The 25,331-nt window shown below is 39.8% G+C and carries 30 protein-coding genes; 25 read left to right on the forward strand and 5 right to left on the reverse strand.

The genetic code is table 11. The annotated features are described in order from the left end of the window. Positions 1-277 precede the first annotated feature (277 nt). The 11 genes from RQ973_RS01055 (at position 278) to RQ973_RS01105 (ending at position 9,851) form a co-directional block, all read left to right on the forward strand. A complete protein-coding gene (locus RQ973_RS01055) occupies positions 278-487 on the forward strand; it encodes a hypothetical protein (protein WP_311522518.1) in 210 nt (69 codons plus the stop codon). Positions 488-505: 18 nt separating this feature from the next. Then, on the forward strand, positions 506-1,180 hold the full coding sequence (locus tag RQ973_RS01060; RefSeq protein WP_311522446.1) for a type II CAAX endopeptidase family protein: 675 nt from the start codon (positions 506-508) through the stop codon (positions 1,178-1,180). Positions 1,181-1,191: 11 nt separating this feature from the next. Continuing rightward, a complete protein-coding gene (locus RQ973_RS01065; protein ID WP_311522447.1) occupies positions 1,192-1,860 on the forward strand; it encodes a lysostaphin resistance A-like protein in 669 nt (222 codons plus the stop codon). Positions 1,861-2,259: 399 nt separating this feature from the next. Further along, positions 2,260-3,486 carry an MFS transporter gene (locus RQ973_RS01070; protein ID WP_311522448.1) on the forward strand — a complete coding sequence of 409 codons (1,227 nt, stop codon included), beginning with the start codon at positions 2,260-2,262 and terminating at the stop codon, positions 3,484-3,486. A 158-nt stretch (positions 3,487-3,644) separates the two neighbouring features. Continuing rightward, complete coding sequence (locus RQ973_RS01075; RefSeq protein WP_311522449.1) at positions 3,645-4,340, forward strand: AzlC family ABC transporter permease; 696 nt, start codon at positions 3,645-3,647, stop codon at positions 4,338-4,340. Beyond that, complete coding sequence (locus RQ973_RS01080) at positions 4,330-4,653, forward strand: AzlD domain-containing protein (protein ID WP_311522450.1); 324 nt, start codon at positions 4,330-4,332, stop codon at positions 4,651-4,653. Before RQ973_RS01075 ends, RQ973_RS01080 begins: the two co-directional genes overlap by 11 nt. Positions 4,654-4,756: 103 nt before the next feature. Continuing rightward, complete coding sequence (locus RQ973_RS01085; protein WP_045762539.1) at positions 4,757-5,599, forward strand: amino acid ABC transporter substrate-binding protein; 843 nt, start codon at positions 4,757-4,759, stop codon at positions 5,597-5,599. Positions 5,600-5,752: 153 nt separating this feature from the next. Next, positions 5,753-6,607 (forward strand): MetQ/NlpA family ABC transporter substrate-binding protein, encoded by an 855-nt coding sequence (locus tag RQ973_RS01090; protein ID WP_311522452.1) that lies wholly within the window; start codon positions 5,753-5,755, stop codon positions 6,605-6,607. Between the two features lie 122 nt (positions 6,608-6,729). Further along, a complete protein-coding gene (locus RQ973_RS01095) occupies positions 6,730-8,103 on the forward strand; it encodes a M20/M25/M40 family metallo-hydrolase (RefSeq protein WP_311522453.1) in 1,374 nt (457 codons plus the stop codon). Beyond that, positions 8,096-9,157 carry a methionine ABC transporter ATP-binding protein gene (locus tag RQ973_RS01100; protein ID WP_311522455.1) on the forward strand — a complete coding sequence of 354 codons (1,062 nt, stop codon included), beginning with the start codon at positions 8,096-8,098 and terminating at the stop codon, positions 9,155-9,157. Before RQ973_RS01095 ends, RQ973_RS01100 begins: the two co-directional genes overlap by 8 nt. A 1-nt stretch (position 9,158) precedes the next feature. Beyond that, positions 9,159-9,851, forward strand: coding sequence for a methionine ABC transporter permease (locus RQ973_RS01105; RefSeq protein WP_311522456.1), 693 nt, complete (start codon positions 9,159-9,161; stop codon positions 9,849-9,851). A 194-nt stretch (positions 9,852-10,045) separates the two neighbouring features. Here the strand turns inward: RQ973_RS01105 and RQ973_RS01110 are convergent, their stop codons facing one another. Further along, a complete protein-coding gene (locus tag RQ973_RS01110) occupies positions 10,046-10,615 on the reverse strand; it encodes an MptD family putative ECF transporter S component (RefSeq protein ID WP_281335248.1) in 570 nt (189 codons plus the stop codon). 131 nt (positions 10,616-10,746) lie between these two features. Here RQ973_RS01110 and RQ973_RS01115 point away from each other — a divergent pair, with 131 nt between their 5' ends. From RQ973_RS01115 to RQ973_RS01180, 14 genes are all read left to right on the forward strand, one after another. Then, positions 10,747-11,598, forward strand: a complete 852-nt coding sequence (locus RQ973_RS01115; protein WP_311522457.1) for an Rgg/GadR/MutR family transcriptional regulator — start codon at positions 10,747-10,749, stop codon at positions 11,596-11,598. A 188-nt stretch (positions 11,599-11,786) separates the two neighbouring features. Continuing rightward, entirely contained in the window at positions 11,787-13,034 is a 1,248-nt protein-coding gene (locus RQ973_RS01120) for a transporter (RefSeq protein WP_311522459.1), read from the forward strand. Between the two features lie 80 nt (positions 13,035-13,114). Beyond that, the gene (hisS, locus tag RQ973_RS01125; RefSeq protein ID WP_311519475.1) at positions 13,115-14,395 is read left to right on the forward strand and encodes a histidine--tRNA ligase; all 1,281 of its coding nucleotides are present in this window, start codon (positions 13,115-13,117) and stop codon (positions 14,393-14,395) included. 51 nt (positions 14,396-14,446) lie between these two features. Further along, positions 14,447-14,860: a hypothetical protein gene (locus RQ973_RS01130; RefSeq protein WP_311522460.1), complete on the forward strand. Its 414-nt coding sequence runs from the start codon at positions 14,447-14,449 to the stop codon at positions 14,858-14,860. A 9-nt stretch (positions 14,861-14,869) separates the two neighbouring features. After that, positions 14,870-15,076 (forward strand): helix-turn-helix transcriptional regulator, encoded by a 207-nt coding sequence (locus tag RQ973_RS01135; protein WP_001176227.1) that lies wholly within the window; start codon positions 14,870-14,872, stop codon positions 15,074-15,076. Next, on the forward strand, positions 15,076-15,264 hold the full coding sequence (locus tag RQ973_RS01140; RefSeq protein ID WP_075232317.1) for a hypothetical protein: 189 nt from the start codon (positions 15,076-15,078) through the stop codon (positions 15,262-15,264). The genes RQ973_RS01135 and RQ973_RS01140 overlap by 1 nt, the downstream gene beginning before the upstream one ends. Further along, positions 15,251-15,448, forward strand: coding sequence for a hypothetical protein (locus RQ973_RS01145; RefSeq protein WP_311522477.1), 198 nt, complete (start codon positions 15,251-15,253; stop codon positions 15,446-15,448). The genes RQ973_RS01140 and RQ973_RS01145 overlap by 14 nt, the downstream gene beginning before the upstream one ends. 2 nt (positions 15,449-15,450) lie before the next feature. Next, entirely contained in the window at positions 15,451-15,801 is a 351-nt protein-coding gene (locus RQ973_RS01150) for a PspC domain-containing protein (protein ID WP_261084992.1), read from the forward strand. A gap of 12 nt (positions 15,802-15,813) precedes the next feature. Continuing rightward, on the forward strand, positions 15,814-16,536 hold the full coding sequence (locus RQ973_RS01155) for a DUF3169 family protein (RefSeq protein ID WP_311522479.1): 723 nt from the start codon (positions 15,814-15,816) through the stop codon (positions 16,534-16,536). Between the two features lie 55 nt (positions 16,537-16,591). Continuing rightward, positions 16,592-17,305 carry a DUF3169 family protein gene (locus RQ973_RS01160; RefSeq protein WP_311522481.1) on the forward strand — a complete coding sequence of 238 codons (714 nt, stop codon included), beginning with the start codon at positions 16,592-16,594 and terminating at the stop codon, positions 17,303-17,305. 9 nt (positions 17,306-17,314) lie between these two features. Beyond that, positions 17,315-17,956 (forward strand): type II CAAX endopeptidase family protein, encoded by a 642-nt coding sequence (locus RQ973_RS01165; RefSeq protein ID WP_311522482.1) that lies wholly within the window; start codon positions 17,315-17,317, stop codon positions 17,954-17,956. An 18-nt stretch (positions 17,957-17,974) separates the two neighbouring features. Further along, complete coding sequence (locus RQ973_RS01170) at positions 17,975-18,190, forward strand: hypothetical protein (RefSeq protein WP_060955102.1); 216 nt, start codon at positions 17,975-17,977, stop codon at positions 18,188-18,190. 148 nt (positions 18,191-18,338) lie between these two features. Further along, positions 18,339-20,102 (forward strand): aspartate--tRNA ligase, encoded by a 1,764-nt coding sequence (gene aspS / locus RQ973_RS01175; protein ID WP_311522483.1) that lies wholly within the window; start codon positions 18,339-18,341, stop codon positions 20,100-20,102. Beyond that, complete coding sequence (locus tag RQ973_RS01180) at positions 20,080-21,021, forward strand: YitT family protein (protein ID WP_311522484.1); 942 nt, start codon at positions 20,080-20,082, stop codon at positions 21,019-21,021. Before aspS ends, RQ973_RS01180 begins: the two co-directional genes overlap by 23 nt. A gap of 123 nt (positions 21,022-21,144) precedes the next feature. Here RQ973_RS01180 and RQ973_RS01185 read toward each other — a convergent pair whose 3' ends face one another. From RQ973_RS01185 to RQ973_RS01200, 4 genes are all read right to left on the reverse strand, one after another. Further along, positions 21,145-22,131 carry a LacI family DNA-binding transcriptional regulator gene (locus RQ973_RS01185; protein ID WP_311522485.1) on the reverse strand — a complete coding sequence of 329 codons (987 nt, stop codon included), beginning with the start codon at positions 22,129-22,131 and terminating at the stop codon, positions 21,145-21,147. A gap of 9 nt (positions 22,132-22,140) precedes the next feature. Then, on the reverse strand, positions 22,141-22,941 hold the full coding sequence (locus RQ973_RS01190; protein WP_311522486.1) for a DUF1189 family protein: 801 nt from the start codon (positions 22,939-22,941) through the stop codon (positions 22,141-22,143). A 206-nt stretch (positions 22,942-23,147) separates the two neighbouring features. Then, the gene (locus RQ973_RS01195; RefSeq protein ID WP_006149616.1) at positions 23,148-23,990 is read right to left on the reverse strand and encodes a sugar ABC transporter permease; all 843 of its coding nucleotides are present in this window, start codon (positions 23,988-23,990) and stop codon (positions 23,148-23,150) included. 1 nt (position 23,991) lies between these two features. After that, positions 23,992-25,281, reverse strand: coding sequence for an ABC transporter permease subunit (locus tag RQ973_RS01200; protein WP_311522487.1), 1,290 nt, complete (start codon positions 25,279-25,281; stop codon positions 23,992-23,994). Positions 25,282-25,331: the final 50 nt, after the last annotated feature.

A 25,331-nucleotide genomic window follows, 5' to 3' on the forward strand; every position in this document is an offset into this window, starting at 1 on the left:
GCAAAATAATAATAATCTCAGCAACGATCGTCAATAATGTTAAAACTTGTTTCTTCATATTACTTCCCTCCTCATTAGTAATAACTTTATTATACCAGGGAAATAATCAAATCTACCAAAATCGCAAATCTGAAATTTCTATAAGAAAAAATATCAAATATGCGATTTTCAAAAATAAGCCAATTTCTGTGCTATACTATTCTTGTAAAGCATCTGAAGCAAATCCTAGGTCGCAGAAGTGGTTTACGAATAAAAAATAATTAAAGGAGTGTAAATGATGTTGAATTTACAATTTGCAGAAACAATGGAATTGACAGAGGCTGAATTGCAAGCAGTTAGCGAAGGAAACACTGTGGTTAACCCAGGCAATGGTGGTGGAATTGCTTTACCGATTTGGGGAGGCGGAGGTATTGGACCAAGCCCTTACGGAGCTTTTGATTGGATGAAAGGACTCTGGGTAGGTTTGGCTGAAAGACGACGTAAATAAAACTTAAAAGGATCAACTATGAAAGGGAAAGAAACGAAATTTTATCTAGGGACCATTTTGGTGCTTGTGTCCTATTACTTGATTTTTAATCTTGTAGCAAAATTAGACTCAGTGAGCCAGTTATCTGATTTGGGATTTTATGGGATGCAAATTTTATTGATAGTAATTGAGGGAATTGTTGCTACTGTCATTCTTGTTAAGAGTCAACGTTGGAAAGAGTACGGTCGCTTCCAGTTTCGTTGGTCCTATCTGGGTATCTTCTTTCTTTCCTTTATATTGATGTTTTTGTGGGTAAATATAACGACTCGGATCTTTCCCAGCACGCAAAATGGGAGTGCTATAAAAGAAACCGTAGCCAATTTGACGGGAATTAGTTATTTTGTGACACGTATTCTCTACGGCAGTCTTATTGCTCCGATAGTTGAGGAGTTAGTTTTCCGTGGACTTCTGATGACAGCCCTATCTAAATTTAAAAAATACTATATTGACGTCATCATTTCTTCCACACTCTTTAGTCTCATCCATGTTTTACAATATGGATGGGTGTTAACAGACTTCATCGTTTATGCAGGAGCAGGTCTGCTACTCTGTATGCTCTTTCGTTATACATGTTCAATTTATTGGTCAATGGTCCTTCACATCTTGTGGAATACCTTTTTAATTATCGTGAGCTTATTGGTGTTTGGATATTAGAAAGATGAAATATGAAAAAGAGAATCTCACGCTACTACTTGTTTATAGCTATTCTACTTGTCGTTGCTGACCAGTTCTTCATTCGTCTGGTTTTACACAGCGACTTGGCTGCTGGTCTATCTGATTTTGGCTATTATTTTTCGGATATGATGTTGAATTTTCTTGTGGTTTTGCTTGCTCTTGTTGCCATGATTTGGTCAGGAAAATGGCAACAAATCAATAGCAGAAAATTTAAAGTGTCCTATCTTTTCTATTCCTTTTTAGCTCTTCTAGCTTTTTTTGTTTGGAATTTCGTTACATTTTTTATTTTCCCGTCCACCCAAAATGAAATTTCTTATCAACTGGATCTTCCTACTTTTACAGGTCCTACTGCATTTTTGATGTATTTTTTCTATCCTGTGATTGCAGGCCCCATTTTTGAAGAGGTGATCTATCGTGGATTGGTGATGACAGCTCTGGAAAAAGGGAAGAAGTGGGGACTGGATGTGCTTGGTTCGGCTGCTTTATTTGGGATTTTGCATATCAGTAGTCATGGTTGGGTCTTGACAGACTTTTTCGTATATATGGGTGGTGGTCTAATAATGGCAGTCTTTTTTAGAGTGACAAAGTCTATTTATTGGGCTATTGGACTGCATATAGTCGATAATGCCATTGCTCAAATTCTACCTTTGTTATTTTAGTGGATTTTGAGAATTGTAAATAAAGGGAAAAGTCCTCATTGTGGTGTGAAGGAACTTCAGGGATCTTACTTTATTTTGAATTATTATATGACAAAAGGTATTCAAAAATAATTTCAAAGTTTCAACAACTTGCTTTCAAATTCAATCTTATTCAGTCAAGTTGTTTTGTCATGGTTTATCCAGTTTGTTGCAAACTCTAAACTATCAGTATAATTTAAATGTACGTGAGGATGTGATTGAGTTTTTATTAAGTAGATCCAAAAGAGATAAAAATAGTATTTTGGTATTTGAATGTGAAGAAAGTTCAGATACATTATTTGATTTTGGTATCGGAAATCTAGGGATTTATTGGTCTATCCTTGGGAAAAGATTCCCATTTGAATTTAAAAAGGAGTTGTGATGAAAGTATTTCTTCAAAATAGAGATTTTAGACAATTAACCATCAACCAGTGGATTTCAACGGTTGGGGATACGATTTTTTATCTGGCCTTTTTGAATTATGTGGCAGATGCATCTTTTGCCCCTTTGGCGATTTTACTCATTACGATTTCAGAAACCCTTCCTCAAGTTCTACAAATCTTTCTGGGAGTTTTAGCGGATTTTCAACATCATCGTGTCCTAAAATATACAATTATTAGTTTTGCAAAATTTTTGCTTTACTCTATAGTGTCCCTATCGCTTTCAGGGCAGTCCTTTTCCTTGTTATTAGTAGCATTTATTTGTCTGATTAACCTCTTGTCTGACACATTGAGTTATTTTTCAGGTGCCATGCTCACTCCGATTTTCATTAGAATTATTGGAGAAGACCATCTGGCAGAAGCTATTGGATTTAAACAGTCAACTGTTAGTTTAGTGAAAACAATCAGTAATATTTTAGGAGGAGTCTTATTAGGTATTCTATCCATCCAGTTTATTTCCTTACTGAACGCTCTTACCTTTTTAATCGCATTTTTAGGTATCCTATTCATAAAAAATGATCTCTTGAAAGTAGAAAAAACGATTAGCTATCAAGAAGGACTCTCTGTAAAATCCTTTTGCCAGCATTTGGTCCAGTCATCGAAATTGATATGGAATATGAATCATGTGCTCTTGGTTTTGTTTATTATCTCTATTAGTCAAGCAGTGATAAATGTTACAGTTCCTGTTTCTACTCTGTTTTTGAGGAATCAGCCCTTTTTGAATTTACAAACAGGTCAATCTCTTGCCTTGCTATCCACTCTTGAATTAGCAGCCCTTATTGTCGGAAGCCTTGTAAGTGCCTATCTGAAAAATACGATTGCTATAAAAACAGCCCTCTATGCCTCGCTTGTCATCCAGTTGCTTCTTCTAGTAGGATTTGCCACAGTTCGTTTTGACTGGATTCTCATCTTTAGTGCTTTGGACGCCTTTTTCGCAGGTGTTCTCTCTCCTCGACTACAGGAACTCGTTTTTAAACAAATACCTGAGGAGTCAATGGGAGCAGTTCAATCCTCTATCGGCGCCATTACGGTTGTTTTACCTAGCTTATTTACAATAGCTTTGGTAACCATTGCTACTAGCTTTGGAACTCTGGCAGTTAGCCTTGTTTTATTGCTATTCCTTCTAGTTGCCTTTGTCATGCTCTCGAATATTCGTGAAAGTATTTAACGGAGAATTTGTATAATATATGTTTGAGACTGGCCTCCCAGTCTTTTTCTGTTCTTGTCAGTCAGCAGACTTTTTTCTATTTCACGAATATGTTATAATGATGTTTGCTGTGACTGTTTGGAAAGCAGTTGCTGAAGGAATGATTAGTGAGGAAATCTATGAAAGAAAAAGGATTTTGGGAAGGTGTGCAGGCTGCGGTGCCGACGGCTCTGGGCTATGTTAGCATCGGCCTTGCCTGTGGGATTATCGGTTCGCCCTATGTGACACCAGTAGAAATGGGGCTGATGAGTCTCTTTGTTTATGCTGGGAGTGCCCAGTTTGCTATGATAGCCTTGATAGCAGTTCAAGCTCCAGTAGCTGCTATTGCCATGACGGTCTTTTTGATTAATCTGCGTCTCTTCTTGCTCAGTTTGCATGCATCGACCTATTTTCGTCATACTAGTCTTTGGCACAATATCGGCATGTCCAGCCTCTTGACCGATGAGACCTATGGCGTTTTGATGGGCGAGTTGGTGCATACGGATAAGGTCAATCCTATGTGGATGCACGGGAACAACCTTAACAGCTATGTAGCTTGGTTTGTTGGAACTGTTGTCGGAACTGCTCTAGGTGGACTTCTACCAAATCCAGAAATTTTTGGCTTAGATTTTGCCCTAGTGGGGATGTTTATTGGGATTTTTACTTCCCAGTTTCAGATTATGCAAAAACGGATTCCTTTGCGCAATCTCTTCATAATTTTAGCAGTTGTAGCTGTATCTTTCTTTTTGCTCTTGACGGTGGTGTCTCAGTCATTAGCTGTTCTGTTTGCGACCTTGCTAGGTTGTACCATGGGGGTGGTCTTGGATGATCAGTAAGTATATTTTATTAGCAATTGTCTTTTCTGGCTTGGTGACTTGGATTCCAAGAATGATTCCTTTTATCCTAGCCAAGTACAAGGGTTTGCCGCCTATCGTAGAGCGCTTTTTGAAATTTCTACCAGTTTCTATTATCTTTGCCTTGATTCTTTCAAGTGTGGTGGCAGGAAAAGTTGGAAGTTTCCCGCAGATAAAGTGGTTAGACTTTTTAGCAGTCTTTCCAACGGCTTTTGTAGCCTTTCGTTACCGCAATCTGGTGGGGACTGTTCTCTTTGGGGTGGTCTTGATAGCAGTCTTACGTTTGGTCTTTTAAATCAGCCATAAAGAAAACCTATCACAAATATAGAAATCATATAATAGCGTAATTCCTTTTTTTCTGTTAAGATAAGATTGTATTCTATTTTGGAGGAAATATCATGAAAAAAATCGTTAAGTATTCATCACTTGCTGCCCTCGGGCTTGTAGCCGCAGGTGTATTGGCAGCTTGCTCAGGTGGTGAAAAGAAAGATGCTGCATCTGGTGAAGCAACATCTGGTAAAAAAGAAATCGTCGTAGCAACCAACGCGTCACCAAAACCATTTAACTATGAAGAAAACGGTGAGTTGACTGGTTTTGAGATTGAGGTTGTTCGCGCTATCTTTAAAGACTCTGACAAGTATGATGTCAAGTTTGAAAAGACAGAATGGTCAGGTATCTTTGCAGGCCTTGACGCAGATCGTTACCAAATGGCAGTTAACAACATCAGCTACACTAAAGAACGTGCAGAAAAGTACCTTTACGCAGCACCAACTGCTAAAAACCCTAATGTTCTCGTAGTTAAGAAAGATGATAACAGCATCAAATCACTTGATGATATCGGTGGAAAATCTACTGAAGTCGTTCAAGGAACAACATCAGCTAAACAATTGGAAGAATACAACAAACAACACGCAGATAACCCAACTGTCCTTAACTATACAAAAGCTGACTTCCAACAAATCATGGGACGTTTGAGCGATGGACAATTTGACTACAAGATTTTTGATAAAATCGGTGTAGAAACAGTTATCAAAAACCAAGGTTTGGATAACTTGAAAGTCATCGAACTTCCAAGTGACCAACAACCTTACGTTTACCCACTTCTTGCAAAAGGTCAAGATGAATTGAAATCATTTGTTGACAAACGCATCCAAGAACTCTACAAAGACGGAACTCTTGAAAAATTATCTCAACAGTTCTTTGGTGGTTCTTACCTCCCAGCAGAAGCTGACATCAAATAAGTTTGTAAATCATCCATTCTCTCGTAGGTGGATGATTTTGTAACTTTTAGACATATAGTTTAAAACTATATGTCTGCCTATCTAATAACAATTTGCGAAATCAAATAAAGTGTGAGATACTATTACAGTATTATTTTTAAAGGAGAACGAATCATGAAAATTAAAAAATGGTTAGGCGTAGCAGCTATCGCTACAGTAGCAGGCCTTGCACTTGCAGCTTGCGGAAATTCAGACAAGAAAGCAGACAACACAACTACAGTTAAAATTGCGACTGTTAACCGTAGCGGTTCAGAAGAAGCACGCTGGGACAAAGTCCAAGAATTGGTTGAAAAAGACGGAATTAAATTGGAATTCACAGAGTTTACAGACTACTCACAACCAAATAAAGCAACTGCTGATGGTGAAGTAGACTTGAACGCTTTCCAACACTACAACTTCTTGAACAACTGGAACAAAGAAAACGGTAAAGACCTTGTAGCGATTGCAGATACTTATATCTCACCAATCCGCCTTTACTCAGGTAAAAATGGGGAAGAAAACAAGTACACTAAAGTGGAAGAAATCCCAAATAACGGTGAAATCGCAGTTCCAAACGATGCTACTAACGAAAGCCGTGCCCTTTACCTTCTTCAATCAGCTGGTTTGATTAAATTGGATGTTTCAGGAACTGAACTTGCTACAATCGCAAACATCAAAGAAAATCCAAAGAACTTGAAAATCACTGAGTTGGACGCTAGCCAAACAGCTCGTTCATTGACTTCAGTTGATGCAGCAGTTGTAAACAACACTTTTGTTACAGAAGCAAAATTGGACTACAAGAAAGCACTCTTTAAAGAGCAAGCTGACGAAAACTCAAAACAATGGTACAACATCATCGTTGCGAAAAAAGATTGGGAATCATCACCTAAAGCTGATGCAATCAAGAAAATTATCGCAGCTTATCATACTGATGAAGTGAAAAAAGTCATCGAAGAAACTTCAGACGGCTTGGATCAACCAGTTTGGTAATAAACACAGGGAGGTGGGAGAGATTTTTTCCACCTCTTGATTTTATATAGAGACTAAAGAAAAGGAATATCCACTTGTATTGATTCTAAAGGTACAAGTCCTAGTAGAAAGGTAGAGAGAAAATGGTTTTCCCTAGCCAAGAAGAACAAATTGAAAAGTTTGAAAAGGATCATGTAGCGCAACATTACTTTGAAGTTTTGCGTACCTTGATTTCTAAAAAATCAGTCTTTGCCCAACAAGTCGGCCTTAAAGAGGTGGCTCGTTATCTAGGCGAAATCTTCAAGCGTGTAGGTGCAGAGGTCGAGATTGATGAGAGTTATACGGCACCCTTTGTCATGGCGCATTTTAAAAGTTCACGCCCAAATGCCAAGACTATCATTTTCTACAACCACTATGACACAGTACCTGCGGATGGCGACCAAGTCTGGACAGAGGATCCATTTACGCTTTCTGTGCGTGATGGCATTATGTATGGACGCGGGGTTGATGATGACAAGGGGCATATCACTGCCCGCTTGAGTGCTCTTAGAAAATACATGCAGCATCATGATGATCTACCAGTCAATATCAGTTTCATCATGGAAGGAGCTGAAGAGTCTGCCTCTATGGACTTGGACAAATATTTAGAAAAACATGCGGACAAGCTTCGTGGTGCAGATTTATTGGTCTGGGAACAAGGGACCAAAAATGCCTTGGAACAGCTAGAAATTTCTGGTGGAAATAAGGGGATTGTGACCTTTGATGCCAAGGTAAAAAGCGCTGATGTGGATATTCATTCTAGCTATGGAGGAGTCATAGAGTCTGCTCCCTGGTACCTGCTCCAAGCCTTGACCAGTCTTCGTGCTGCTGATGGCCGTATTTTGGTAGAAGGTTTGTACGATGATGTACAAGAGCCAAATGAACGTGAATTGGCCTTGGTGGATACCTATGCTCAACGAAATCCAGGGGAAATCAGCCAGATTTATGGTTTGGAATTGCCTCTCTTACAAGAGGACCGTGCAGCCTTTCTAAAACGTTTCTTTTTTGAACCTGCTCTCAATATCGAAGGGATTCAGTCAGGTTACCAAGGACAAGGGGTTAAAACGATTTTGCCTGCAGAAGCCAGTGCCAAGTTAGAAGTTCGTTTGGTTCCTGGCCTAGAACCCCATGATGTTCTGGAGAAAATCCGGAAACAACTAGACAAAAACGGCTTTGATAAGGTAGAATTGTACTATACCTTGGGTGAGATGAGCTATCGGAGCGATATGAGTGCGCCAGCCATTCTTAATGTAATCGAGTTGGCTAAGAAGTTCTATCCACAGGGCGTTTCAGTCTTGCCGACTACAGCTGGGACAGGACCTATGCATACGGTCTTTGATGCTTTAGAAGTACCTATGGTTGCCTTTGGTCTAGGAAATGCCAACAGCCGAGATCACGGTGGGGATGAAAACGTGCGAATCGCCGATTATTACACCCATATTGAATTAGTAGAGGAGCTGATTAAAAGCTATGAGTAGAGATATTATCAAGTTAGATCAGATCGACGTGACTTTTCACCAAAAGAAGAGAACTATCACAGCGGTCAAGGATGTGACCATTCACATCCAAGAAGGGGATATCTACGGGATTGTAGGATATTCTGGAGCAGGGAAATCAACCCTAGTTCGTGTTATTAACCTTTTGCAAAAACCATCTGCAGGTAAGATTACTATTGATAATGATGTAATTTTTGATGGCAAAGTTACCTTAACTGCTGAGCAATTACGTCATAAACGTCAAGATATTGGGATGATTTTCCAACACTTCAACCTCATGAGCCAGAAAACAGCAGAGGAAAATGTAGCTTTTGCCCTTAAACACTCTGGACTCAGCAAGGAAGAAAAGAAGGCTAAAGTAGCTAAGTTGTTAGATTTGGTTGGTCTTGCAGATCGTGCCGAAAACTATCCTTCACAATTATCTGGAGGTCAAAAACAACGTGTGGCTATTGCGCGTGCCTTGGCCAATGATCCAAAAATCTTGATTTCAGACGAGTCAACTTCAGCTCTTGATCCAAAGACAACGAAACAAATCTTGTCACTCTTGCAAGAATTGAACCGTAAACTAGGTTTGACGATTGTCTTGATTACACACGAGATGCAGATTGTCAAAGATATTGCTAACCGTGTGGCAGTGATGCAGGATGGCCGCTTGATTGAAGAGGGCAGCGTTCTTGAAATCTTCTCTGATCCTAAGCAACCATTGACTCAGGACTTTATCTCGACTGCGACAGGTATCGATGAAGCTATGGTCAAGATTGAGAAACAGGAAATCGTAGAGCACTTATCTGAAAACAGCATTTTGGTACAACTCAAGTATGCAGGCGCTTCTACAGATGAACCACTTCTGAATGAATTGTACAAGCACTACCAAGTAACAGCCAATATTCTCTATGGAAACATTGAAATTTTGGATGGTACTCCTGTAGGTGAACTTGTGGTTGTCTTGTCAGGAGAAAAAGAAGCCTTGGCAAACGCTCAAGATGCTATCCGTCAGGCTGGTGTGCAACTAAAAGTATTGAAGGGAGGACAGTAAGATGGCAGAATTGATTAAAGCATACTTACCAAACGTCTATAAGATGGGTTGGTCTGGTCAAGCTGGCTGGGGAACAGCAATCTACTTGACACTTTATATGACGGTTCTTTCCTTCATCATCGGAGGTTTCCTAGGGCTGGTTGCAGGGCTTTTCCTTGTCTTGACAGCTCCAGGTGGTGTCTTGGAAAATAAAGTTGTTTTCTGGATTTTGGACAAGATTACCTCTATCTTCCGTGCGGTGCCATTTATCATTCTCTTGGCTGTCTTGTCACCCTTCTCTCATCTAATCGTAGGGACCAGTATCGGACCAAATGCGGCTATTGTACCCCTATCTTTTGCAGTCTTTGCCTTTTTTGCCCGTCAGGTACAGGTGGTATTAGCAGAGCTAGATGGTGGTGTCATCGAGGCAGCTCAAGCCAGCGGAGCTACTTTCTGGGACATCGTAGGTGTTTACCTATCAGAAGGTCTACCAGACTTGATCCGTGTGACAACGGTGACCTTGATCTCACTAGTCGGTGAAACAGCTATGGCGGGAGCGGTCGGAGCAGGTGGTATCGGTAACGTAGCTATTGCCTATGGATTTAACCGTTTCAATCATGATGTAACAGTCCTTGCGACGCTCATCATTATCCTGATTATCTTTGCAATTCAGTTCTTGGGAGACTTTTTGACCAAGAAATTAAGTCATAAATAAAAAAGAGCCAAGTGGCTCTCAGATTGAAGAAAAAGTCAATTTTGGACAATTTTCTTCAATCTTTTTCTTTTACTAGAGAAAATAAAAAAACTCTTAAAAATAGCATGTATCAGCATTTCTAAGAGTTTTCAAGATGTAGTAAAATTACCGAAAGGGTTTGTCTACCTACTGAGAGCCGTGTGGCTCTTTTTCTATCACATTTTGTCTGCAAACTTCTTACTCAGCGCTTGTCCAATAAGGGCGCCAAGTAAAGCACCGATAAGGACGCTTGCTACAAAGAGAAGGATAGTACAAGGGTTAGGCGCGACCATGATGCGGTCAATATAGTCCTGAGATTTTCCACGAGCGACTAGAGTTGCGATATAGGCTTGAGGGGTCAACCACATGAGTAGGATGGGACCAGTAGTACCAAAGGCAAAAACTAGGAAGGAAAGAAGGTTTTTAACCTTATCTTTGTAGTGGCCAAGATGAGCGATGCCATCTGCTGCAAGACCGCAGATAATTCCTGGCAGAAAGGCTCCAGCACCATGCTTGCTCCCGAGGAAAAATAGAGAGATTACAAGTCCAATCGTAGTAATCGCTCCAAAACGAGGAACCTTTGCTAAAAGGATCATATAGACGCTACCACCCACAAGAGCAGAAAAGGCAGGGGCGTAAAACATATTTCCAGTGTGGTCGACAAGGTTTCCTAGTAGAACACCCACTCCGATACAGAGAAAGTAGACAAGGGCAGCTACAAGGGTCGTCAAGATATTCTTTTTCATAAGTTCTCCTTCGTATATCTGATGTTATTCATTGTATCATGCCTGTGGCAGATTGTAAATGCTGGTTTGGAACTAGTATTTATTAGGAAATGTGGTAAAATAGGAAAAAATAAAAGACGAGTGGTAAGAGGATGAAGAATTTAGGAAAAGTTTTTAAAGAGTTACGAGAATCAAGAAAAATTTCCTTGAGAAAAGCAACAGGTGGACGCTTTTCAGCATCCTTATTGTCGCGTTTTGAAAATGGTCAGAGTGAAATATCTGCTCCAAAGTTAATAACAGCTTTGGAGAATATTCATGCGAGTATGGAAGAATTGTTATTTTTGGCGAGAGGTTTTCATCAAGATGCCTATTCTGAATTTAGAAACAGAATAGTTGAGGCTATTGACCCTCAAGATTTGACATCCTTGCGCACTCTCTACCAGAGAGAGTATCAACAACTTCCTTTTTCAAAAGATAGACAGCAACACATTCTCAATGCTATTTTAATAAAATCCTATATGAAAGCCATTGATGAGATGGTTACATTGACCGCTGAGGAAGAAAGAGTCCTACATGATTATCTATTTTCTGTCGAAATTTGGGGACACTATGAACTGTTGTTCTTTTCTTCCTGCTCTCCGCTTTTATCAGTCCAGCTTTTTACAAAGTACTCTCGAGAAATGTTGCGGAAGTCAGATTTCTTGCAAGGAGTTGGGAAAAATCGAAATATGATGCATACCTTGCTCCTCAATGCTTTTATGGCCTGTATTGAAGTTGATGATTTTACCAATGCCCTCTATTTTAAAAAACAAATTGAAAAGAACTTCTTTGAAGAAAATGAAACCTATTTTCGAATAGTCTACCTATGGGCAGAAGGTTTGCTTGATAGTAAGCAAGGAAGAGTAGAGGAAGGGCAGAGAAAGATGGAGGATGCTATTCGTATTTTTGAGATGATTGGTTGTAGCAGATCTGCTGACTATTATAGAAGTGCCATGGAGTGTTGAATATCTGCAACTAGATAAAATAACTTGAAACGATAGGACTGTGAAGATACTTATTAGTAGTAGAAAATTCTAGCGTTTTCGTTATTCGTTTAGTTTGTTGCATATATTCAAAAAAGTATTCTCGAGGGATTCTTGATGCTATACTAGAACTACCATAAAAGTAGAATGTGAGAAAGAAAGGAATCTATATGAAACTATTACTAAGAAATCAAGCATACAGAGTTTTGAGCTTATCACGCTTTTTCAATGCTTTTGGTGCTTCCATTTTTAATTTAGTATTCGTGGTCTATGCCTCGACTTTGCCAGAGGCTTCTGTTGCCGTTGCTATGGCGAATGTTGTGATGATGCTTCCAACTCTTTTTACAGTTTTTGTAGGAATTCGTGCAGATTATACCAAGGACAAGGTCAAATGGATGACCTATGTCGGTTTATTTCAGGCGGTTTTATTTTTTCTAGCAGCCCTAGTTGTTCAGCAAGCTAGTTTCTTTGCCTTTTCGACCCTTTGCCTCATCAATGTCCTTAGTGATGTAGCCAGTGATTTTGCTGGTGGCTTGCGAATGCCTCTCGTTAAAGAAAAGGTAGCAGAGTCAGATCTGATGGAGGCCTATTCCTTTTCGCAGTTTATTACCTACATCTCTGCGATTGGCGGCCAAGCTTTTGGAGTTTGGCTATTAGGGGTGTCAATACAGAACTTTTCGCTCGTAGCGGGAATCAATGCCATATTTTTCCTAGTGTCAGCTCTCATTCTCTTTTTAGGAAGGGCTGAATTAAGCTTATCAACTCCACTTGTTGATAGTAAATCACTGAAAAATGAGAAACTTTCTATCAAAGATCAATTTTTAACGATTTACCGAAACTTACGTCTCGTTTTTCTTAAAAGTGGACATAAAAACTTTGGTTTTATGCTCTTTGCTATCTTGCTTATCAATGCTTTGGGTGGTGCCTTAGGTGGGATCTATAACATCTTCCTTTTAAATCATTCCTTACTGAATTTTTCCTACAAGGATGCATTGTTTATCTTACAATTGATTACCTTATTAGCGGTTATCATCAGTAGCCTTACGGGCAATGATTATTTTGGGAAGCAATCTCTGCCTAGATTGATGATGTGGGTTACATTAGGAGCCAGTCTAGTTGGTCTATCTAATTTGTTAAACCAAGTCTTGCTCGGGATGCTTTTCGTCTTTTTTACCATGTATGTTTCTGGGAAAATTTCTCCAAAAATTAGTGCTCTGCTCATGAAAAATCTTGCTCCAGAGGTTCTCTCTCGTACCAGTAATTTTTTAGGTTTGTTGTTTACTCTATCTATACCAGTGGGGACGGCCTGTTTTTCACTGGTGGCAGTATGGGATATACAGTTAACATGGGCTCTGTTTGTTGGGCTTTCCTTGCTTGCGATTCTCCTAGCTAGTCTTAATCTCAAAAATGAAATTTAGGTGTTCGTCTTCTTTTCACACTGTCCCAATCCTCTCATTTATGGTAAAATAGGACTATTAAGTTATAAAGAGGATTCCCTATGAAATTACAAAAACCAAAAGGAACGCAGGATATTTTACCTGCTGAGTCTGCCAAATGGCAGTACGTTGAAGGATTTGCGCGTGAAATTTTCAAGCGCTACAACTACGAAGAATTACGTACCCCAATTTTTGAGCACTACGAAGTCATCAGTCGTTCTGTCGGAGATACGACTGATATCGTAACCAAGGAAATGTATGATTTCTATGACAAGGGTGACCGTCATATTACCCTCCGTCCAGAAGGAACTGCGCCAGTTGTTCGTTCTTATGTGGAAAACAAACTCTTCGCACCAGAAGTTCAAAAACCAAGTAAGTTCTACTACATGGGGCCAATGTTCCGCTATGAGCGCCCACAAGCAGGTCGTTTACGCCAATTCCACCAGATTGGAGTGGAGTGCTTTGGATCTAGCAATCCAGCGACAGATGTGGAAACAATCGCTATGGCAGCCCACTTTTTGAAAGCAATCGGTGTTCAAGGTGTGAAACTGCATCTTAATACTCTTGGAAATCCTGAGAGTCGTGCGGCCTATCGTCAAGCCTTGATTGACTACTTGACACCGCTCAAAGATAGCTTGTCTAAGGATAGTCAACGTCGCTTGGAGGAAAATCCTCTCCGTGTTTTGGACTCTAAGGAAAAGGAAGACAAGCTAGCTGTGGAGAATGCACCATCTATCCTGGATTACCTTGATGAAGAAAGCCAAGCTCATTTTGATGCTGTGCGTCAAATGTTGGAAAACCTTGGAGTAGATTACATCATCGATACCAATATGGTTCGTGGTTTGGACTACTACAACCACACGATTTTTGAATTCATTACTGAGATTGAGGGCAATGCCTTGACAGTCTGTGCAGGTGGTCGCTACGATGGCTTGGTTGCCTATTTTGGTGGTCCTGAGACTGCTGGATTTGGTTTTGGACTTGGTGTAGAGCGTCTGCTTCTCATCCTTGAAAAGCAAGGTGTGTCTCTCCCTATCGAAAACGCCCTAGATGTCTATATCGCCGTTCTCGGTGAAGGAGCACATCTTAAAGCCTTGGAGTTGGTACAAGCTCTTCGCCTACAAGGTTTCAAAGCAGAGCGTGATTACCTCAACCGTAAACTCAAAGCTCAGTTTAAGTCAGCCGATGTTTTTGCTGCTAAGACTCTTATCACTCTTGGAGAGAGCGAAGTCGAAAGCGGACAAGTGACAGTCAAGAACAACCAAACACGAGAAGAAGTGCAAGTGTCACTTGAAACTATTAGCAAAAACTTCTCAGAAATCTTTGAAAAATTAGGCTTTTAATAGTATTTAAAACTGGTCAGGACCGTACTCCTGACCTTTTTCTTTTGCAAAATGACAAAAATAATAAACTTTTTGACAAATATGATTGTCAAAAAGAAAAAGATGTGTTACAATGTAAGCAAGTTAAGAGAAAAGGAGAAAGGAACAATTATGTGGGCATTAGGATTTGTACCTCTTGTGTTTATGTTTTATCTCTATCATACCCAAAGGGTCAAGAAACTAGAGAATAAAATCAAAAGAATTGAGCAAAAACAGAAAGGAAATAAAGAAATGTCAAGATTATTAAAAGAATTGATTGGGAAAAAACCAACAATCTTTGGACAAGTTTTTGGGACAGACAATTGGGAAGTTGTAGATGTTGATGAGGAGTGGGTCAAGCTACGCCGTGTAAATAAAAAAGGAAAAGAAAAATTCAAACTACAACGCATTGAGGATATCCAAACCGTTGAATTTGACGGAAAGTAGGTGTGTGACATGCAACTAAAAAATCGTCTAAAAGAGCTTCGGGCTCGCGATGGTCTCAATCAAACCGACCTAGCCAAGCTGGCAGGGGTTTCCAGACAGACTATTAGTCTATTAGAACGGGACGAATACACCCCGTCCATTATCATTGCCCTGAAAATATCTCAAATTTTCAACGAAACAGTCGAATCGGTATTTCGCTTGGAGGAGGACGAGTGATGAACAAGTATAGAGTGCTTTATCATATGAGTGTTCTTGCCCTTTATGTGAATGCTTTTGCTATGATTGGAACATTACTGGGGTGGTTTTATTTTGATGAAAGTAAGTATTTGTTTTGGCTTAATTTAGCCCTCTTGTCCATTTTCAATCGGTTGAAGAAAAAGGAGAAAAATGATGAACAAGTATAAAGGGATTTATTATGTAGTTGCCATAGCTTTATTAGTCAGCATATTTCTACTGATTGGGATGGACTTAGGATGGTTTAATCCGTATCAAAGCGACCAATTTATTTGGGCCTACTTTGCCCTCATCCCAGTAATTGAATGGATTGAAAAGAAATCCAAAAATCTAGCAAGTGAAAAAGGAGAATGAAAATGAAAGAGTTTTTAGCAGGATTTCAAGTAGATACAGAACAAAAAGAACTTGCAGGTGTCTGTGCAGGTTTAGGAAATTATTTTAATATCAAGACTAACGTCATCCGTTTAGTAGCCATTTTGCTGTTTCTTTGGTCAACAGAGTTTGGGATTTTAACAGTCATCCTATATGCTTATCTAGCAGGTTGGCTTGGGAGAAATCCTTTAGGAGAAGGGGCGAAAAAAGCCAGAAACCAAGCTATTCTCTTGTTTGCTGTTTGTTTGATTTTAGTATCACTTGGAACAGAGGGATTGACAGCAATTTATGAATCAGGTAAAGTCTTTGGTCAGTGGTTAGTTGGATTAGTTTAGAGGGGGATGAATATGAAAAAGAAACGAATTTTATACTTCTTAGCGATTGGTGTTTTAGGATATTTTACAGGTATGCTTGCAGGTCGTGCTTGGGCATTGGGCACAAGTTTTAATCTGAATACTCTAGTTCCTTGGATTTCAGCTTCCTGTTTATTGTTAGCTTTGATTAGCATTTTTTTAACTATCTATTTCTTAAAAAAGAGTCGGAAATTCCATGCTTTATATCAAATGGAAATAGATGACGATGTGAATGAAACCTATTATGTGCAAATGTACCGGAATCTTGAGTTTGGTACGATTGCTTTTAACATTGTGTCAGTTATGACTATATTAGCTTTATTCATCTCTATGAATGAAGTGGTGATACTCCGCACAAGTTTTATCGTTCTAGGACTTTCTGTTCCAGCTCTTATTTTAGCTGCAGTACTTCAAAAATATCTTTTCAAGACGATTTCGATTGTTCGTCAGTTTGATTTGGCATTTTTCTCTATTCCAAAGGATGTGTTAGATTATGTAAATTCTTACGATGAAGGAGAACGACAAGCTAATTTGGAACAGAGTTTTCGAATTTTATTTCAATTAAACCAATATGTTTTACCAGGTTTGTATATTTTGATTGATATCGTTTCTGTACTTACGGGAGAAATTCAGTTATTAGGTCTTTTAGCTGTAGCTGTAGTCCATATTTATATCAATATAATGCAGATACCTATGGTGAAACGTTATTTTAAATAGAAAAGATCACTTAAACTATTTAAGGTTATTGGCTAGTTTAGATAGAGGTCAGAAAATGAAAAATAATCGTAAATGGTTGAGAGTAGTAGTGTGTATGTTAAGTGCTTTTGTAGGAGCCTTTGCTTACACTCTTAGAGGTATAGCTGAACAGATTCAAATGTCACAAGTCTTACACACTGTTTATGGACTCGCTCTCGTTATTGGAGGAATTTCCTTCATCTTAGCCATGTATTATCTTGGCAAAAGTCGAGAAGTTTATACTCTTTATCAAAGGGGGACAGAGGAAGAAGATAGTGATCAGACCTATGTAAGAGCCTATCGTTACTTAGATTATGGTTCGGTTTCTTCAAATGTTTTGATGATAGCAATGATGACCAGTGGGATCATATTGATTTCTCCGATATTTAAGAATACCTTGCTAATTCTTCCTGCTCTTATTCTATTATGCTTATACATTATTGTTGCCAATTACTTGTTGCGAACTATTTTTATCGTTCGACACTATAAACTGTCTGTTTATTACACTCCAAAAGATATTTTAGCCTATCTTAACAGTTATGATGAGGGAGAAAAGCAGGCAGAGATGGAAAGTGCCTATTTAACTCTGTTTAGGTTGAATCAGATTTTACTGCCATCACTCTATTTTTTATTGATAGTATTATCAGTTGTTTTACGAGAAATACAAGTGGTTGCCTTAGTTCTTTTAGTCGTCATTCATTTTTATATAACTATCGCACAATTAAGAAAAACAAAACGTTATTTTAAATAGGAGTCTTTTATGAAAATACTTAAAAACATTGGCTGGTTTGTTCTAGCTTTCTTATCATTTTTGTTTATCTACGGTTTTATTCAGACTTTACCTCTGATTGCTCTTGGTTCAGGTGCACCTATAGTCGGTGTTCTTCCGCTTTATATTCTATTAGCAGGAGCTTTTACCTTCTTAACATACAAGTGGTATAAGACAGGAACTGTTACGATAGAAAAAACGGGCCTTAACAAATACATCTGGTTGCCTGCCTTGGTATGGGTCCTTATCATTGTTGTACAAAATTTCTTACCAAATGATCCATCTGTCAGTCAACAGACGGCAGAACAATTGACTCATAATCAACCTCTCTTCTCTTTCTTCATGATTGTTGTCTTTGCACCCCTGACAGAAGAGTTGACCTTTAGAGGTCTGTTAGCTCGTTATGTCTTCCCTCAGCAGGATAACGTCAAGCAGACAGTACTCTTTCTTCTTGTAAGTACTATCATTTTTTCCCTTGTTCATTTCCCTGGCACTCCTCAACAATTCCTAGTGTATGGTTCCCTCGGTTTGAGCTTGGGCTTGGCATATATCAGCAAAGGTGGTTTGGCATACAGCATTGCTTTACATGCTTTAAATAATTTAATCGGATTTTTAATGATTCTCATGCTATAATAGACTCAGGAGGAAGTCATGAAACGAGTGATATTATTAGCAGTGATTCAGGCAGTTGTACTCTTCTTCATTATTGGAGCGCTTGCCTATGCTTTTAAAGGGGATTTCTTTTATAACCATCTAGCAGTTATCTTTGCACCAATCGCAGGTATTATGCGATTTGCGACAGCCTATGCAACGGAGATTGTTCTCCCTAAAAAGGCTGCAGAGATTGCTGAAAAGCGAAAAAAATAAAGAAATACCAAGTAAAATAAGGTCCAGCGAATGATTTTGCTGGATTTTTTCATTTATAGCAGGATTCTTCTCAACTTTTCTGATGATTTTCATGAAGAGCCTGCGCTTTTATGGTAAAATAGTAACAGAATAAAAGAGGAGAGAAAACATGAAACGTAGTATGTATGCTGGTCGTGTTCGTGAGGAACACATCGGACAAGAAATTACCTTGAAAGGATGGGTAGCCCGTCGTCGTGACCTTGGTGGTTTGATCTTTATCGATCTTCGTGACCGTGAAGGAATCATGCAGTTGGTTATCAACCCAGAAAAAGTATCTGCAGAGGTGATGGCAACAGCTGAAAGCCTTCGTAGTGAATTTGTCATCGAGGTGACTGGTCAAGTTGCTGCACGTGAGCAAGCCAATGATAAGTTGGCGACTGGTGCAGTTGAATTGAATGTAACAGCTCTTTCTGTACTTAACACAGCCAAAACAACACCATTTGAAATCAAGGATGGCATTGAAGCGAACGATGATACGCGTCTACGTTACCGTTATCTTGACCTTCGTCGTCCAGAAATGTTGGAAAATCTTAAACTTCGTGCCAAAGTAACACATTCTATCCGCAACTACTTGGATGAGTTGGAATTTATTGATGTGGAAACGCCATTCCTTTCTAAGTCAACACCAGAGGGGGCACGTGACTATTTGGTGCCATCACGTGTCAATAAAGGGCATTTTTACGCACTTCCTCAAAGTCCACAGATTACAAAACAATTGTTGATGAATGCGGGATTTGACCGTTACTACCAAATCGTCAAATGTTTCCGTGACGAGGATTTGCGTGGTGACCGTCAGCCTGAATTTACTCAGGTCGACTTGGAAACTTCATTCCTTACTGAGCAAGAAATTCAAGACATCACAGAAGGCTTGATTGCGCGCGTGATGAAGGAAACAAAAGGAATCGAAGTGACGCTGCCATTCCCTCGTATGAAGTATGATGATGCCATGGCCCTTTATGGATCTGACAAGCCTGATACTCGTTTTGAGATGTTGCTTCAAGACTTGACAGATCTTGTCAAAGGTGTGGACTTTAAAGTCTTCTCAGAAGCACCTGCCGTTAAAGCAATTGTAGTTAAAGGTGCAGCAGACAACTACTCTCGTAAAGATATTGACAAGATGACAGAGGTGGCCAAGCAGTATGGTGCTAAAGGTCTTGCTTGGGTCAAGGTGGTTGATGGAGAATTAAACGGACCAGTTGCCAAGTTCTTGACTGGTATCCAAGAAGAATTGACAACAGCGCTTGCTCTTGAAGATAAAGACTTGGTTCTCTTTGTGGCTGATACGCTTGAAGTAGCCAATGCAACACTTGGGGCTCTTCGTGGACGTATTGCCAAAGAGCTTGGCTTAATTGATAACGACAAGTTTAACTTCCTCTGGGTAGTTGACTGGCCAATGTTTGAATGGTCTGAAGAAGAAGGCCGTTATATGAGTGCCCACCATCCATTTACCCTTCCTCAAGCAGAAACTACTCATGAGCTTGAAGGTGATTTGGCTAAGGTCCGTGCCATTGCCTATGATATCGTCCTAAACGGTTATGAACTAGGTGGTGGTAGCCTTCGTATCAACCAAAAAGAACTTCAAGAACGTATGTTCAAGGCTCTTGGTTTCTCAGCTGAAGAAGCAAATGACCAGTTTGGTTTCCTTTTGGAAGCTATGGACTATGGCTTCCCACCACACGGTGGTTTGGCTATCGGTCTTGACCGTTTTGTCATGTTGCTCGCTGGAGAAGAAAATATTCGCGAAGTCATTGCCTTTCCTAAGAATAACAAGGCTAGCGACCCAATGACGCAAGCCCCATCAACAGTAGCCCTTAAACAACTAGAAGAACTCAATCTACAAGTAGAACAAGATGAAACAAACGAAGCGAACTAAGCGGTGGCGCTACTATCTGCGCCGCTTTGCTTATCAGATAAAGATGTTGCGTGTGTTACAAAGCATTTCAAAGGAAAAATATGATGAGAAGATTTCAGCTTCTCTGGTCTATGGCTTTTTATCAGCAGTAGCGGTCAATTTCTTTTTCCAACCAGGACATGTTTATTCAAGTGGAGCAACAGGTTTGGCTCAGATCATTTCTGCGCTTAGTAATCACTGGTTTGGCTTTTATTTCCCAATTTCAGTGGCTTTCTATGCTATCAATATTCCACTCATGATTTTGGCCTGGTACCAAATTGGACATAAGTTTACGATTTTTACCTTTATCACGGTATCTATGAGCTCGCTCTTTATCCAGTTTGTGCCAGTGGTGGTCTTGACAGAGGACCCAATCATCAATGCCCTTTTTGGGGGAGTCGTCATGGGACTAGGAATCGGCTTTGCTTTACGCCATAACATCTCCAGTGGTGGAACAGATATTGTCAGTCTGACTATTCGCAAGAAGACAGGTCGTAACGTTGGAAGCATCTCTTTCTTGGTGAACGGTACCATCATGTTGATTGCTGGAGTGACCTTTGGTTGGAAATATGCCCTTTATTCCATGATTACCATCTTTGTCTCAAGTCGTGTGACAGATGCAGTTTTCACCAAGCAAAAACGCATGCAGGCCATGATTGTTACTAGCAATCCAGATGCCGTCATTGAGAAGATCCATAATAAATTGCACCGTGGCGCAACCATGATCCATGATGCTGAAGGAACTTATAATCACCAGCGTAAGGCTGTTTTGATTACGGTTATCACTCGTGCAGAGTTCAATGATTTTAAATTAATCATGAAGCAAGTTGATCCAACAGCCTTTGTTTCTGTTTCAGAAAATGTTCATATCCTAGGCCGATTTGTCGAAGTCGAAAACTAAAGATTTCAGGACATCTTCAAATTCCATTAGTGATACCTTGCTCTAGTTTACTAATAGTTATTTATAACAATGAATAGAACGAAAAAGCCCAACTCTTGAACACATTGTCAGAGTTGGGCTTTTTTATTTTTCAACGATTTTGTGGGCAATCAACTGGCGGTAACAAATTTGTTTGTTGTTTTTAGCATCATTGATGATCTGGAGAATAGTTTCAAAGGAAACACGACCAAGCTCCAAACTATTGATATCGACATAGGCCGCCAAGTTGAGTTTGGGATTGACTGAGTCGAAGCTGAGGACAGGGACATCCAGTTGGTGTTTTGCGATGTAATCACAGACCCCTGCAGCAAGGAGACTATCAATGGTAATAATAGCGTCAATATTTGGATTGTGTTTGAAGAGAAGTCTACTAAAGCGATAACCATTATCTTCAAGAAATTCAGTAGCAAAGTAAGTCAGATTAGTATCGAGAGGAAGTTGGTGTTGTTTTAGAGCTAGCTCGTAACCTGTCAGACGGTCTAGTGTTACGAAGAGTCGCTTAGTACCTCCGATAAAGGCAATTCGCTTGCATCCTTTTTTGATGAAATACTCTGTCGCATCAAAACCAGCTTGGACATTGTCATTATCGACAAGTGGAATGAAGGGAGATAGAGATTTACCTAAGATAAGGAAAGGAAATTGCTCGTCTACTACTAACTTAACCAAAGGGTCCTCTTCTTGGGCATAGAGGAAAATCAAACCGTCTACACGCTTACCATAGACCATCTGAGAAATAGCTTTAAGACGCTCTTTGGCATCTTTACCTGTCGCAATCTGAATGGCGTAGTGGTTTTCAGAGGCGACTTGGGCGATACCACGGAGGACAGATGGGAAGAAAGGATTTTGATAGAAGGCATCTGAGTCGTCAGGAAGCACCAAGCCAATAACTTGGGTATAACTGCTTACCAAGCTACGAGCGTTGAGGTTGGGGTGGTAATTGAGCTCCTTCATAGCCTTGCGAACGCGTTTTTTTGTTTCATCGCTAATGGTTGATTTATTTTGAATAACACGGGTTACGGTTGAAGGTGAAACACCAGCAGCCTTGGCCACGTCTTTAATCGTAACAGGCATAATAATCTCCTACTTATGGTAGTCTGGATCACGGAAATGCGTTTTGTAAAAGATAGTGACCAGGTATAGAACAAATAAAATATTTTGAACAGTAATCAAAGTTGCCATATTTTGGCCTAGGAGACCGAGAATCATGGCAAGTAAGGTTGGTAATCCTAAACAGTTCAAAATGAAATGATAGCACTCTTTGTAGCTTTTAAATGAAAAGAGACGCGATTTTTTCGTGAAGTAGATCAAGAGGCTAGCACCTAAAGCAACAATAAAAAAATTAAGTCCAAAGAGGAAGCTAGAACCAAGCACAAGAAAGAGACTAATATAGACGCGATTCTGTTGATACCAGTCTTTAGAAATGGCTTGTGTTAAACTTTCCTTGCTTTGGAAGCTCTCAGTCGTTATCGCGTGATAGCGAATGCTGGTCAATTCTTTTCCTTGCTTGCTGATGATGAGTTTCTCAGGTTCAAAGTTCAGAAGTAATTCCTCAGGGAAGTTTGAACTAGAAGGGTCTCCGATTTGGATAGAAGCTTGATGAGGAGATGAACCTGTATAGCTCAACTTACCATCTACAATCTTTGCATTGGCAGCCAAATCCTGAACCACACTATCCGCCAAAGGAGTGTAGACATCATCGATGAAAGTTTCTAAAGGATAAGTTTCCTGAGAACTGTTCTGGATGGCAATAGGGACCATAGACAAGCTAATCAGGAAAATACTGGTAAAAATCAGTTGAAACCAGTTGAGACCAAAACGTTGAGATAGGGGCTTACGAAATCCCCAAATACTATTAAAATAAGAAAATGGATATGGCAACATAATTCTCTTTCTAAGGCATTTTTCTATATGAGTATTATATAGAGAAATGTGTTTAATTTCAAGTGGGTCAGGTACAATGCTGGTTGAAAGTAGGCTTTTGCTTTAAATTGTTCACAAACAAGAAGCCTTACCTTAAACTTTTATTTCTCATCAGATTATCTAAGTAAGGACAAGTTCCAAAATGAAAAAGGGTGGCGGGGGGTATATTACCCCTTGTCGCCACCGCTTGTAAGTCCTGAAACGAAGTTCTTTTGCAAGAAGAAGAAAAGTGTACAGATTGGAAGAGCGATGAGGATAGCACCTGCTGAGAAGTAGGCAATCTTCAAGTTCTTCGCATTGCTAACGAAGGTTTGTAGACCAACGGCAACTGTAAAGTATTCTTTCTCACGAAGCAAGAAACTAGAGAGGATGTAGTCTCCGAAAGGTCCCATGAAGGCCCAGAGTGCTTGTACCGCCACCATTGGGCGAACAAGAGGGAGAACGATTTGCCAGAAGCGGCGGAAGTGTCCTGCACCATCAAGTTTTGCAGACTCATCAAGAGACATTGGCACGGTGTCAAAGTAACCTTTCATCAACCATGCATTCATAGGGATACCACCACCGACGTAGAGGAAGATGAGGAACCAGCTATGATTAAGGGCGTTCAACATGAGGGCCATAACGAAGAAGGCAGTCAAAGCAGCCATTGTAGGCACCATTTGGATAATCAAGAAGAAGACCAAACTTTGCTTACGAGCCAAGAAGTTGTAACGGCTGTAGGCATAACCAGCAAGTACGATAATACTTGTTTGTACAACCATGGTGATCAAAGCGATGATCAAAGTATTAAGGTACCATGTACCGTACAAGGTTTCTGTAAAGAGCCCTTTGAAGTTATCAAGACTAAAGTTGACATTGCTGTCGAGTTTAAAGGCCACAACGTTACCAGCCTTGAAGGCAGACATAATCGTGATTAAAAGAGGATAGATAATGACGATTGAAAGTCCGATCAAGTAGAGGTAAGTGAGGGTTTGAGTCAGTCTACGTTTGAGTTTGATTGAGTTATTCATCTTAGACGTCCTCCATATCAAATGCGTGTAGTTTCTTGAAGGCAATCATAGAAATAGAGATGACAATGATTGAAATAATCAAGGTAACGGCAGCTGCCATAGAGTATTGAGGAGCTGTACCTGTTGTTAAACGGTAAATCCATGAGATCAAGATATCGGTTGAACCAGCTCCACCACCGACACTACCAGGACCACCGCCATTGAAGAGGTACATGATAGAGAAGTTGTTGAAGTTGAAGGTGTATTGGCTGATCAAAGTAGGCGCCGCAACAGCCAAGATCATTGGGAAAGTGATGTTGCGGAATTTTTGCCAAGCGTTTGCACCGTCGATATAAGCTGCTTCATACAAGTCGTTTGGAATAGACTGTAGGATACCGAGAGTAAGGACATAGATATAAGGGAATCCAAGCCAACCTTGCATCATAATCAAGGCAACCTTAGTCCAAGTAGGGTCTGTTTTCCAAGGGATGAGTGCCCCGTCAAGGAATGGAAGAACCTTAGCAAAAAGTGGCAAAACTTGAGTGTTGATAGCACCAACACTATCGTTGAACATGTTTGAGAATGTCAAGATAGTGATGAAGGCTGGAACAGCCCAAGGTAGAAGGAAGATAACACCAAAGATACGTTTCCCTTTGATGAATGGTTGGTTAGCAATAATAGCTGTAAAGATACCGAGTACGATTTGCAAAGTCGATGCAGATAAAGCCCAGATAATAGTCCAAGAAAGAACAGAACCGAAGGCTGAACGGAAGGTACTCAAACTCCAGATATTTGTGAAGTTAGTCAATCCAACCCAATCCAACAATTTATTTGGTGGTAAATGTTGGAAATCGTAGTTAGTAAAGGCAATCATCAAGGTTACAATAACCGGGAAGATGATGGCAAATGTCATGGCAACGTAAGATGGGATAATGAGCAAGTATGGGAATCCATTTTCATAGATACCTTTAATCATATCCTTAAGTGTCAATGGGACAGGAATGCCATTATTGATACGTTTTGCAATAGTGTGGGCGTCTTTAATATTGAGAATATAAAAGGCTAGATAAACAATTACAAAAATAGAGTGAAATGCACCACGAATCAACATAAAGAGAGAGTTGTCACGGCCAGGTTTTTCCCCAAGTGTGATCAAGTTGCTCAATTCAGGTGCTGCAAGTACTATAAAATAGAGGACAAAAGCTAATGTTACAGCAAGGAAGATAAAACCTTTGGCTTTTTGTTTGTTATAGATTTGCCCCAACCCAGGAATCAATGAAAGCAAGGCTGCTTTTCTTGGTTGTTGTTCCATGAGTGCTCCTTTCATAAGATGTGAACGTCAAGCTGAGTTCTGTTAATATC

It is taken from the genome of uncultured Streptococcus sp. (genome assembly GCF_963511325.1).
In the GTDB taxonomy this organism is placed as follows: Bacteria; Bacillota; Bacilli; order Lactobacillales; family Streptococcaceae; genus Streptococcus.